This is a genomic window from Bacteroidia bacterium (assembly GCA_033391075.1).
Taxonomy (GTDB): domain Bacteria; phylum Bacteroidota; class Bacteroidia; order J057; family J057; genus JAWPMV01.
The window spans coordinates 7,806,982-7,820,315 of the sequence record JAWPMV010000001.1; the positions used below are offsets into that span (position 1 = coordinate 7,806,982).

General features: G+C 44.0%; 7 protein-coding genes. 6 read left to right on the plus strand and 1 reads right to left on the minus strand.

The features are described 5' to 3' along the window. Positions 1-92: 92 nt before the first annotated feature. A complete protein-coding gene (locus tag R8P61_31055; GenBank protein ID MDW3651560.1) occupies positions 93-4,235 on the plus strand; it encodes a CHAT domain-containing protein in 4,143 nt (1,380 codons plus the stop codon). 4 nt (positions 4,236-4,239) lie between these two features. On the opposite strand, the gene R8P61_31060 is transcribed toward R8P61_31055, so the two are convergent. Then, entirely contained in the window at positions 4,240-5,124 is an 885-nt protein-coding gene (locus R8P61_31060; GenBank protein MDW3651561.1) for a hypothetical protein, read from the minus strand. A gap of 355 nt (positions 5,125-5,479) precedes the next feature. Between R8P61_31060 and R8P61_31065 the strand changes: the two genes are divergently transcribed. From R8P61_31065 to R8P61_31085, 5 genes are all read left to right on the plus strand, one after another. Beyond that, the gene (locus R8P61_31065; GenBank protein ID MDW3651562.1) at positions 5,480-7,477 is read left to right on the plus strand and encodes a glycoside hydrolase family 127 protein; all 1,998 of its coding nucleotides are present in this window, start codon (positions 5,480-5,482) and stop codon (positions 7,475-7,477) included. A gap of 9 nt (positions 7,478-7,486) precedes the next feature. After that, entirely contained in the window at positions 7,487-8,638 is a 1,152-nt protein-coding gene (locus R8P61_31070; GenBank protein ID MDW3651563.1) for a sialidase family protein, read from the plus strand. Positions 8,639-8,652: 14 nt separating this feature from the next. After that, positions 8,653-10,425, plus strand: coding sequence for an SGNH/GDSL hydrolase family protein (locus tag R8P61_31075; protein MDW3651564.1), 1,773 nt, complete (start codon positions 8,653-8,655; stop codon positions 10,423-10,425). Between the two features lie 25 nt (positions 10,426-10,450). After that, the gene (locus R8P61_31080) at positions 10,451-11,323 is read left to right on the plus strand and encodes an alpha/beta hydrolase (GenBank protein ID MDW3651565.1); all 873 of its coding nucleotides are present in this window, start codon (positions 10,451-10,453) and stop codon (positions 11,321-11,323) included. A 138-nt stretch (positions 11,324-11,461) separates the two neighbouring features. After that, positions 11,462-13,099: a gliding motility-associated C-terminal domain-containing protein gene (locus R8P61_31085; GenBank protein ID MDW3651566.1), complete on the plus strand. Its 1,638-nt coding sequence runs from the start codon at positions 11,462-11,464 to the stop codon at positions 13,097-13,099. Positions 13,100-13,334 lie beyond the last annotated feature (235 nt).

Genomic DNA, 13,334 nt, shown 5'->3' on the forward strand with positions numbered 1-13,334 from the left:
GTTGACAATCGTATTTCCCGCCTTTATTCCCTAACAATTAAGCCTGTAATTGGACTGGAATCTATTTGCTAAAAATTTCTTAATGATAACCTATGAAATCCCTTCCGGTGATATTTTTGGCTTTTGCCAACGATCGGGTAGATGCTGCGAGATATTTGCGAAATCTGCCACTCGAACAAAGGCAAATTTATGAAGTATTGGAGGCTGCAGAAGAGGCGAAGCTTTGTGAAATAGTTTCTATTTCCAATGCCACGATCAAACAGATCATAGATACTTTCCAGAAAGAGCGCTACAAAGATCGGATAGCCATTTTTCACTTTGGTGGGCATGCAGATGGTTATCAATTATTATTGGAAACAGAGACTGGAGAACATGAAGTCGCTCACGGCAAAGGCCTGGTTTCTTTCCTTTCTCGCCAAAGATCACTGCAATTGGTATTCTTAAATGGATGTACTACCGAGCAGCAATCGCAGGAATTGGTTGATGCTGGAGTTCCTTTGGTTATTGGTACAAACTCCTCGATCTCAGATAATGTCGCTACCCGTTTGGCCGTTCGATTTTACGGAAGTCTGGCCAATGGTGCCAATCTCCTGCATGCCTGGCGGGATGCCGAGGATGAAATTCACATCAGAACTGCTGGGACAAGTTCTTCCTCACGGAGCCTTGATTTTGGCTTGTGGAACGATGAAGTAGTTCGCGATGCTTTCCCCTGGCGGCTGATTCTGAGAGAGGGAGCAGAAATTGTGGAAGAGTGGAATCTGCCGGATGCCGCTAACAATCCCTTGTTTGGCCTTCCCAATCCCCCTAAAAAAGACTTGCCGGAAGAACCTTTTCGTTTTCTCAAATGGTACGAGGCGGATCATGCAGAAATCTTTTTTGGAAGGTCTTACGTGATCCGGAATCTATACGAGCGAATCACAGATGAACATACGGCTCCTTTACTTTTACTATACGGTAAATCTGGAGTTGGTAAATCTTCTCTGTTGGATGCGGGCTTGTTACCCCGCTTAAGACAGATGTCGGAAGTAAAATATGTCCGGATTTCAAACGAATATACCTTGCTGAAAAGCCTAAGGCAGCAATTGGAGGAAAAGGAAGAAGATAAGGGAAAGAGCTTAAAGAAACTGTGGCAGGAAAAAGAGGAAGTGGCAGGAAAAGCCCAGGTTATCATCCTGGATCAGTTGGAGGGTATCTATACCGAAGGAAATGAAAATCGAGAGGCAGAATTAGAGGAACTCCTCGTTCAGCTGAAAGAAGTTTTTCAGGAAGTTTCGGACCGACCCAATGGTAAACTGATTCTTTCTTACCGAAAAGAGTACCATGCTGAGATTGAAAAAACCTGTAAGGGCCTGCAAATTCCACGTGAACAAGTCTATCTACCAGCTTTGGCGAGAAAGGACATTATGGAAGTGGTAGGTGGATTAAGTTCTACGGAACGTTTGAGACGAAAATACCGATTGGAAGTAGACGAACTGCTTCCTACTATAATAGCAGACGATCTTTTGGTGGATAGCCATTCCTCCATAGCTCCAGTTTTGCAAATTCTATTGACGAAGATGTGGGAGTTAACTGAGACAGAGGAAAAACGCCACTTCAGCGTAGAAAACTACAATCGACTATTGAAGGAAGGCATTTTGCTGGATGATTTCTTCGAACAGCAAACGCAGAAAATACGACAGCTTCATCCAGATGCCGAAAGTTCGGGTTTGATCATTGATCTGCTCAACCATCACACAACTGATTTTTCCACAGCTAGAAGCAGAGGTTTGGAGGAACTGAGGAAGCGCTACCTGCATCGGGAAGATGTATTGGAGACAATCCTGCAAGAGTTGAAGCAGCTATACCTGCTAACAGATATTGGTGGAAAAACCACCCTGGCCCATGATACCCTGGCGCCTTTGGTTCAAAAAGAATTTAAAGAGTCTGATCGTCCCGGCCAGCGTGCAATACGGATTCTGGAAAGCAAACGGCCGAGCTTCGAGCAAAATAAGGAAGTCTACCTGGATGCGGATGACCTGGAATTGGTGGAGCAGGGGAAAGCAGGTATGCGCTTCTGGATAAAAAAAGAGGAAGAATTGATAGAGAGGAGTCGACTGAGGAAGGCGAAGTTGGAGAAGGAAAGAGCACGCAATAAACGCTTTAAGCAAATTGCAGTTGCCGGCCTTGCATTATTCTCCGTGGTGATTAGTTACCTGGGCTATCAGGCCTATCAGGAGGCCAGAGCCAATGAGAAGGTCGTCATGGCACTTGAAGTAGAAAGAACCGATGCAACCCAGGCATTGAGGTTAGCGGCTGAAGGCCAGGCCATCAAACCGGATAACAAGGCGATAAGGCAAACCTTAAGCAGAATTTATGCTTCTAATGAGTTTTACCAGGATACTTACCAACAAAGGAGTCCGATACGAGCTTTGGCTTTATCTCCAGACGGCAAGCTTGTACTTAGCGGAGATGAAAATGGGCGAATTTGGCGTTGGGATGAAGGGGGAAACTTACTGGATTCAGCTAAGGTGTATGAGGAGGCCCTCCATGAGATAGTATTTACTCCAGATGGCGAATTTTATGCTACAGCGGCCAATGATTCAAGACTGTTGATATGGACTAAAGGAGGGGAAATATTTGAGCGATTAAAAGGTGATGGAACCCCTTTTACGAGTCTGGTATTCTCAACGGACGGGAAACAATTGTTGGGAGGTACGAGAGATGGGAAAATATGGATATGGTCATGGAAAACTGGAAAATTGGATACCAGTTTTGTTGCGCATGGGGGTAGTTTTCGAGGAGTAAAGTCATTGGATTATTCATCTGATGGACAACGTTTTCTCAGTGCGAGTGCTGATACCTCTGCAAAAGTATGGACTAGGAAAGGGGAGTTGATTCGAAAGCTGGATGCACGCTCAGATTGGGTTTTGAGCGCTTATTTCTCAGATAATGATCAATATATTTTGACAGCAAGTAGGGACAAGTCTGCAATATTATGGGACACTACAGGGAAAAAAATAGTTCAGCTTAAAGGGCATACCAATAGAGTTACTAAAGCCTATTTTGGGCCTGGTGAGAATTTATTTACATCCGGTGCCGACGGAATAATCATTCAGTGGGATAAAGACGGAAACCAATTAAAAAAGTATGTAGGTCATGGAAATGCCATTAATGCTTTAGCATTTGATGAAAAAGCGAGGGTTTTCTTTTCTGCGAGTGAAAATGGAACTATTAGAAAGTGGGAAATTGATTCGAAAATAGCTAGACAATTGCTACATCCTCAGATTTCAACTACAACCTTGTTTACTGTTGGCCTTGGAGCGAATAATCTTTCTTTTGATGGAAGCTTGTTAGCGACCGGAGGGGAAAAGAAATATTTGAGTAATTATGTAAGATTTACTGATCAAAGCACCCATGCTCTCCCCATTCGTATTTGGGATTTACGTAATAAGAATACATACGATCTCGAAGGGCATGAGGCAGATATTAGTTCGCTTGCCTTTTCTCCTGATGCTAAGTCGCTTCTTTCAGGCTCTATGGATGGATCACTCATATTTTGGACCCTTCCAACATCTAAGAGTCCAAAGTCCGAATCTAAAATTATCGGAACCCATAATGGAGGTTGCACACTTGTGAATTGGTCACAAGATGCATCATTTTTCATAAGTTCCGGACTAGATAGCCTGTTAAATATTTGGAACTCCAATGGTGAACTTTTGCAAAGCTTTAGGGGGGAAGATTGGATCAGAACAGCTGCAATTTTCCCTGACGGAAAAACCATCTTAACTGGAGCAACTGATGGAAGCTTAAAACTCTGGGAAGTCGGAGGGGCTGAGGAGCCTAGTGCGATTTGGAAAGAACATCAAACAGCTGTTCGGAGCATTTGCTTTTCTCCTGACGGAAAATATCTAGCAAGTGGTGATCTCTCAAACACTCTCATTCTATGGAATGATGAGGGGGAGATAATATGGAAGAAAGATCTTTCTGGAACAAGCCTCAGCGGTAGCGGTGCCATAAAGGACATAGAATTCTCCCTAGATTCCAGGCAGATCATTTATGCTAGTGCTGATGGAGGGGCTAATATTCTGGACCTTAATGGGAACCTCTTGCAAAGCATGCAGGAGACAGCCGTTAAATTTACTGGGGTAGGATTCGCCCCCGACGGAAATACCGTTTTTTGCGCCGGGGACGATGGCATGGTTCGATTTTATTATACCCTGGAGGGATATCTTGAACATCAGGGTATGAATAATTAAATCCCTAATTATTCCGAACCGCCTTTCTACCTTCTATTTTTGCCCTCCCAGGACCGACTCTTCTCCTTAACTTACTGTTTAGGTAAGTGTTGACCCATTCTCTATTTTCCGGCGAGTCTCCTAATCCGTGAGCGTGATTAAATAAATCCATGAGATTATTTATGGTTTTATATCTGTTTGGTCCACTTTGTAAGGCGTTAGTATTAATCTTTAGGAAGTGATTGATTTCACGTTTGATCTTCTCTTCATCAAGAAAAATAGGCCTAAATGTCCCTAACTTAGTATAGGTTTCATATCGATAATAAACGTTTAAGGGGCCAGCTTCCCGGGGATTGATTGGGTTCCCATCAACTATATATATTTTAGCCTCTTTAAAGGAGATCTGGTTGTTCTGGGTATACATATATTTCGTGACTCTCTTACCCTTGTAAGAATAATCAATTCTAAAAGGGGCCAGCTTTCTTGGGATAGGAAGGTGCCTGATGGGAATAGAAAATTCTTCACCCAGGATAACTCTCTTGGGTTCTGAAAAGAAAGATTTCAAAAATGCTATTTCTCCTTTGGCATTTTGAGGTGGAGTAAGGTTGAATTGATACCCATCGTCCTTAAGAGGAATCAGTTTATTTTTCTTCTTTCCTTCAGCTAGCGTAGGTATCAGAACGTAATTTACTCTGGTATCAGCATTTAACATAAGAGCCATGGCAGTAGTATCGCCTTTATCAATTAAGCAGAGCTCGGTAATTGAATTTATATTGATGATATCTCCATGATGCAACTGCCGGTCAGTGGTACATAACTTTACAATCCCGAAAGTTTCAATTATGGTGTACTTAGCTGCAGAAAGATAGCCGCAAAGGCTTATCAAAAGAATGCTTAAAAAGGTTCTCATCAGATTCAAAGGTTAAAGGATTAAAAATGAGTCCATACTAAAACCTCAGGGTCTTACGCATGATCTGGCACTCCAATATTCCCATAGGAACACAGAGTTATTGCACTTTATCATTATGGAGACGAATGGGAGAGGACATTTACATCAAGCCTAGTGACCTGAACACCAAAGGAAAAGTATCTATAATATACACTTTAGTTTTGTGAAAATGCCTGAATGTTAAAATTTTTACAGGTGTGAGCTACTGTAAAAAGCTCTCTGAACTTATTCGGAGCTCCAAGGAAAAGCAGTATTAAACCCAAAACTTGACAATTCCCCGCTTTAAAGCGATCTTAAATCAACATATACGATCGCAATGAACTACTATAAGCAACTACTCAGCACGAGTCTCTATATGCTGTTGGCAATAGCTTTGTTTGCAGCTTGCCAGGAAGTGGCAAATAAGGAGACAAGACAAAAGGCTTCACTCGAACTCGACTATCCCATTCAACCCATTGCCTTTACCGATGTAAAAATTAATGATAGCTTCTGGGCACCGCGTATCGAAACCAACCGCAAGGTTACCATTCCCTACAATTTCAAAAAGAGCGAAGAAACTGGACGCATCCGAAACTTTGCCATTGCTGGAGGGCTCGAAGAAGGCGAATTCGAAGGCATCTTTTTCAATGATTCCGATGTCTTCAAAATCATCGAAGGAGCGGCCTATTCCCTCATGGTTCATAAGGATCCCGAACTGGACCAATACCTGGATGACCTCATTCATAAAATAGCTGCAGCCCAGGAAGAGGACGGTTACCTCTACACCAATCGGACCATCGATCCGAGCCAAGCGGCAGATAGTGCCGGTACTGAAAGGTGGACAAGTTTGGGCATTCATCACGAGCTCTACAATGTCGGGCATATGTATGAAGCAGCAGTCGCTCACTATCAGGCGACTGGAAAGCGTTCCTTTCTGGATGTCGCCTTGAAAAATGCAAATCTGGTGGATCAGGTATTCGGGCCGGGCAAAAATCCCGGCTTTCCCGGACATCAGGAAATTGAGATCGGTTTGGTGAAGCTCTTTCGGGTAACGGGTGAGAAACGCTACCTCGATCTGGCGAAATTCTTTGTAGATCAAAGAGGATCAGAAGCACCTTATGAGTCAGAGGAAAAAGCCAATGATATGAAGTATCAACAGGCACATAAACTGCTGGCTGATCAGGAAGAAGCCGTTGGACATTCCGTACGAGCGGGCTATTTCTATTCGGGAGCTACGGATGTAGCAGCTTTGACCGGGGAGACCGCTTATGATAAAGGACTGGACAAGATTTGGAAAGACATCGTACATCAAAAGATTTATCTAACCGGAGGCATCGGAGCAGAACCTCGACACGAGGGCTTTGGGCCAGACTATGAACTCCCAAATGCGACTGCCTATACAGAGACCTGCGCAGCCATTGCCTTGATGTTCTGGAATCATCGCATGTTCCTCCGAGGGGGAGATGTGAAATACATGGACGTTTTCGAAAGGACCCTTTACAATGGTTTTCTGGCAGGAGTTTCTTTTGAAGGCAATACTTTCTTTTATCCCAATCCCCTGGAAGCAGATGGCGTGAAGAAATTTAATCAGGGAGTCTGTGGTCGATCGCCCTGGTTTGACTGCTCCTGCTGTCCAGTTAATATTGTGCGGGTCTTGCCCTCTTTGCCTGGCTATATCTATGCGGTAAAGGATGAGGATGTCTTTGTAAACCTGTATATCGGGAATGAGGCGAAATTTGCGGTCGGGGGAAAGGAACTGCAGATTAGGCAGACAACAAATTATCCCTGGGAAGGAAAGGTAAAGATTGAAATAGAGAATGACATAGATGCTCATTTCAATTTGCGTATTCCCGGCTGGGCAAGAAATGAAGTTATGCCCGGAGACCTCTATACATACGTTGATGACGAAAAACCAGGAATACTGGCAAAGGTGAATGGAGAAGAAGTAACAGTAGACTTGCAAAGCGGGTATCTCAGCCTGGAGAAAAAGACTTGGGCAAAAGGAGACGTGATTGAGCTTGCTTTTGAGATGCCGGTGAGAAAGGTAGAAAGCCATGAACTGGTGGAAGCCAATAAGGGCAAAATCGCACTCGAAAGAGGACCTTTGGTTTACTGTGCAGAAGAGGTAGACAATCCCGGAGGAGTTTTGAATTTGGGTGTTTCTCGAGAGACTCCCTTCAATTATAGCTATGATCAGGGTCTCTTTTCAGGCTTGGGTAAAATAAATGGCAAGACTTCGCCAGCTCATGGAATGAAGGACTTTACGGCTATACCTTATTATGCGTGGGCACATAGAAAAATGGGAGAAATGGCCGTCTGGCTGGCCGAAAACTAATTCGCAGATATGAAAAACAGGATCATTTTCCTTGCATCTATGCTTTTGCTACTTGCGTGCAAAGAGAATAAGAGTCAAAAGCCGCTGGATGCAGAAGCAACTGTCGGCATTGAAAAGCTTTCCGAACCAAAGGCCTTGTTTCAGCAAGGAGAGTCCGGCTATGCCTGTTTTCGGATTCCCGCCCTCATAAAAGCGGCCAATGGAGATGTACTGGCTTTTTGTGAAGCGCGGAAAAATGGCTGCTCAGATACGGGCGATATTGACCTGGTCATGAAACGCTCCACAGATCAGGGACAAAGTTGGGGAGAACTGGAGGTAATTTGGGATGATGGGAAAAATGTATGTGGAAATCCCGCTCCGGTTTTGGAAGAAAAAAGCGGAAATATCCATTTGCTCCTCACCTGGAACAAAGGCACAGATCATGAGTCTGAAATCATTGCCGGGGAAAGTGAGGATACGCGAAGAGTATTTCATTTGAGCACAGAGGATCATGGCGAAAGTTGGACCGAGCCCAAAGAAATTACCGCAACTACCAAACTCCCGAATTGGACCTGGTATGCAACAGGACCGGTGCATGGGATTCAAATGAAACAAGGTCCCTATGCAGGAAGATTAGTCATTCCTTGCGACCATATAGAGGCTGAAAGCAAGAAATACTATTCTCATGTGATCTATTCGGATGATCAGGGGTCAACTTGGCAACTCGGAGGGACTACCCCTCAGGATCAGGTCAATGAATGCACCATCGCAGAACTCCCCAATGGAGACTTACTCCTGAATATGAGAAACTATGCCCGAAAGGAATCTCAAAGTCGTCAAATAGCGATTAGCAAAGACGGTGGCCTGAACTGGGAGGATCAAAAGTTTGATACTGAATTGCCAGAACCTCGATGTCAGGCGGCTATGCTTGCCGTCAAAAGAGGAGAAAAAGAGCTTTTGTTATTCTCCAATCCCGCCCATGGATCAGAACGGAAAAATATGAGCCTGGCAGTAAGTGAAGATCAGGGAGCTTCCTGGAGTGCAAAAAAAACTATTTATGCCGGAAACTCGGCTTACTCTGATTTGGTGGAAATGGATAATGGCCAGATTCTGCTCTTTCACGAAGGAGGAGAGAACAGTGCCTATGATGCTATCTTATATAGCTTGCTTTCTATCCAATAAGTCTTCTTTTTAGCATGAAAAAATTATCCCTACTCATCTGCCTGTTTTCCTGCCTTGCTGTTTTTAGCCAGCAGGAATCTACTTTTAAATGGTGGAATCCGGCAGAAGAGGAAGAAAGTCTGCTTGAAGGGCGCATCTGGAATAGCGAGCTTGAAGATCCCTATGATCGACTGCCTCAGAAAGCAAAAAGAGTAGTCAGACAAGCCGTTTGGAATCTCTCCAAACATTCCGCAGGCCTGATGATTCGCTTTCGTTCTAATGCTGAAAAAATCGTAGTCCGCTATACAGTAAAAGGTAATCATGCGATGCAACACATGCCAGCTACGGGAGTTTCCGGAGTTGATCTCTATGCCATAGATAGTGATGGAAATTGGTTGTGGTGCAATGGGCAAAGAAATTTTGGAGAGAAAATCAGCTTTACCTTCAGTGGCATTCAACCAAATGATACCTACCATAAAATGGGTCGAGAGTATCGCCTTTATCTCCCTTTATACAATCAGGTGGAATGGATGGAAATTGGGGTGGAGGATGAAGCTTATTTTCAGCCTTTACCCATTCGGATGGAAAAACCTATCGTCGTCTATGGAACTTCTATTGCGCAAGGGGCCTGTGCTTCCAGACCGGGCATGGCCTGGACCAGTATCCTGAGCAGAAAACTCGATAGGCCTTTGATCAATCTTGCCTTTTCTGGAAATGGTCGATTGGAAGAAGAATTGATTGATTTGCTGCTGGAAGTCGATCCCAAAATCTACATCCTCGACTGCTTGCCGAATCTTTGGGATGCAAAAAACTATGAGGATGCAGAGCTGAGCAAGCGAATTCTAAGATCAGTTAGGAGTTTGAAAGCAAAGAACCCTCAAACGCCTGTGCTTCTTGTTGAGCATGCGGGGTATACAGATGGGCTGCTAGTGCCTGCCAGAAAAACAGCCTATAGTCGGGTCAACGATATTCAGGAAAAAGCCTTTGCCCAATTGAAAGCGGAGGGATATGAAGAACTGTATTATATGAGCCGTGAAGAGATTGCTTTGAGCCTGGATGCAATGGTGGATGGAACCCATCCCAATGATTTGGGCATGATGCAGTATGCGGATGCTTATGAGGAAAAACTACGGCAAATTCTAGATGAGCCTTTGGGGAAGGCTTCGACCACACAGGCTTGCATTCAATATCGTGAACCCGGAAATTATGACTGGGAAAACAGGCATAGAGATATCCTGAAGATGAATCAATCTGATCCTCCCAAAACGATTATCCTGGCAAACTCTATCGTGCACTTTTGGGGAGGTTTGCCCCGGACAAAATTGGTACGAGAAGAGGAATCTTGGGAAAAGACCTTTACCCCTATGGGAGTCAGAAATTTTGCCTATGGATGGGATAGAATTGAAAATGTATTGTGGAGGGTATATCATGATGAATTGGAGGAGTTTGAAGCTGAAAATATCATCCTTATGATTGGCACCAACAATCTTCATCTCAATACCGATGAGGAAATTCTGGAAGGATTAGCTCTTCTAATAAAAGCTATTCAGCATCGTCAAGCTCAGGCCGATCTTCGATTGATGGGCTTGTTACCGCGAAGGGCTTATGAGGAACGTATTGCTCAACTGAATCGGAAACTGGCACAACTAGCCGCCGAGACCAGGGTTGATTATGCTGATATCGGAAATATTTTTCTACAGCAAGATCAGAAAATAGATGAGGACCTGTTTTCAGATGGATTACATCCCAATGCCACTGGCTATATAAAAATGCGGGAAGCTCTCCTACCTTTTATCCAGAATAACTAATGAGCCAGAAAACGGATTACCTTTTATGAAAAGTTTCTCTTTCCTTGCTTTATGCTTCCTTTTATTATGGGGGAACGCTTGTCTTCAGGGACAAACAGAAGGCCAGATTATTACCAAAAGTTTTAAGGTCATAGATACCATTGACCTGAAAATGGATATTCACTATCCAGCAGAATTTAAAAAGGGAGATCAATTGCCTGTGATTATCTTCTTTTTTGGAGGTGGATGGAAAGGAGGAACAATCGAACAGTTTCGACCACATGCCCAATATTTTGCTTCAAGAGGGATCATAGCAGCTCTGGCTGATTATCGCGTAGAATCCCGGCACGGTACTACTCCTTTTGAATCAGTAAAGGATGCAAAATCTGCCATTAGATTTTTGCGTATCCATCAGGAAGAACTGGGCATAGATTCCGATAAAATCATTGCAGCTGGAGGATCAGCTGGAGGACATCTGGCAGCTGCGACGGCTTTGGTTCCTGGATTAGAGGAAGAAGGGGAAAAGCTGGAGATCTCTTCCCAATCAAATGCGATGGTCCTTTTCAATCCTGTTTACAATAATGGACCGGGACAGTACGGATACGATCGCATAGGCGAACGTTATCCCGAAATCTCTCCCCGACATAATATCAGAAAAGGTGCCCCACCTGCCATCGTCTTTTTTGGTACAGAAGATCCCCTGCTAAGTCCGGAAACGGCCATGGATTTTGATGCTGCAATGGAAGCGGTGGGAAGCCAATGTGAGACCTTTTTATATGAAGGCCAAAAACACGGATTTTTCAATTTCGCCAAACCGAAATACTACAAAGAAACCGTCTACCAAACAGACCGATTTTTGCAGAAGCTGGGCTATTTAAGTGGAGAGCCTGCCATAAAAAGAGAAACTGAAAACAAATAGTCAGGCTTGGATTAATCTCCTTTGTCAGACAGAAAACACATATAGAAACAAAAATATATGTCATTAGGTTAAACTATTGAATCATTTCCCGAAATTGCTGTAAGGACTAACGCTTCTATTTTAGGCTAAACCGCTACTATGCCCCGTTTCAGCTTTGATCGAATCATTTCTGCCTGCATCTTTATGCTGCTGCTGGGTATTTCACCGCTCTCAGCACAAAATCTCGTTCCCAATTCTTCTTTCAATGATTTTACTTGGTGTCCGGGAGGAAGGGGACTTTTAGGTTGGGCAGTTCCCTGGTATTCACCAAACAGAAACACCAGCGATTTTTGCCATAGCTGTTCGGGCTCACCTTCTTATTCAGGAGTTCCTACCAACAGATGGGGAGATCAGTTGCCATATATGGGAGAAGGATATGCCGGTATCAGAACCTGGATTTCGACCGATGTTTTTGTCGCGGGCAAAAATTATAGAGAGTATCTGGCAGTTGAGTTGACGGACAGCCTTCGAGGCGGAGATACCTATTTTCTGAGTTTTAAAGTAAGTGTGGGGGATAATGCCGGTTATTTTAGTGATGATATAGGCATGTACCTTTCGCCAGATACCATTGCCTCTGATACCATCTTGCTATTTACACCTCAATTGGAGAATCCGGAGGGGAACCTTCTGGAGGATATGGATAACTGGGTGGAAATTTCCGGTCAATTTGTCGCTGAAGGAGGAGAGCGTTTTCTCGTAATCGGAAACTTCAAGGTGGACGACAATACAACTTTGGTCCCCACACCCGATAGCGACTCCATGTTTCAGACGACTTATTTTTTCATAGATGATGTAAAAGTCGAAGCCTGCAAGGCCCGTTTCCCTGAGACTTTACTTTTTGCTGAAGATAGTTTGATTTGTCCGGGGGAAACGATCCGTTTGACGGGAGTAGATTTGGACAGTGCTACTTACGAATGGGAAGATTCAAGTACAGATTTAATCCGCCAAATTCAAGCTCCAGGAACATATGAGCTGAGTGTAAGTCTGAATGGCTGTACCCGAAAAGACAGCATTAGTATAGAAGGTATAGAGCTCCCAGCCATAGATTTGGGGGCAGATACTACCCTGTGTCCGGGCGAGAGTCTTTTGCTTAGCGTTGAAAGTGGAGCTGATTCTTATCTGTGGAGTGATCAATCAAATGGAACTGAATTGCTTGTGGAAAGTGGAGGTAGCTATAGTGTCGAAGTTCAGAAAGGAAAATGTAGCCAGACTGCCAGTGTTCAGATAAGCTATGAAGAAATTCCCCCTCAACCTGCGGATAAAGAATTGCAAAAATGCTCGGATACAGATCTGGAGTTAATTCCGGATCTCAAGGGATTGAATTACACCTGGCAGGACTTTAGTACTACGGAAAACTTTCTGGCAAAAGAAGCGGGAACCTATTGGGTAGAAGTAGAATCCTATTGCTATCAATTGAGGGAGACTTTTGTGGTAAGTGAATTTACCTGTAGTTGTGAGAGCATGGTTCCCAATGTATTTAGCCCTAATGGAGATGGAATAAATGAAGCTTTTCTTCCCATATTTGAAGCAGCCCCCAGCCGTTATCAATTGGATGTTTTTGACAGATATGGACGGGCGCTTTATTCCTCGACCGTTCCTTCAACTGGATGGGAAGGAAAATTAGGGACAAAAGATTTACCCTCAGGCGTCTACTATTGGACGATTTCCTATTCTTGCCTGGAAGGAGGCGAAATTCAGGATGTAGTCAAAAGCGGTTACCTGAGTTTGCTCCGTTAATATTCCTATTCTGGCCTTTGAGGACCCACCGCCTCAAGCCCACACTCCCTTATTTGGTCGAATAATGGAGTGCACGCGAAGCCATTACGTAAAAAAGCTGCCATATGCGGCTTGTTTCCTTTCTACTGAAGGGAAACGGGCTTGTGTGGAAGGGTCCCAGCCCATCGGGAACAGGGTAGGCTGGTGGGGCAGGTTCTAGGCTTTGCAATTTTTGACTCCATCTTTTTTAAAAAAG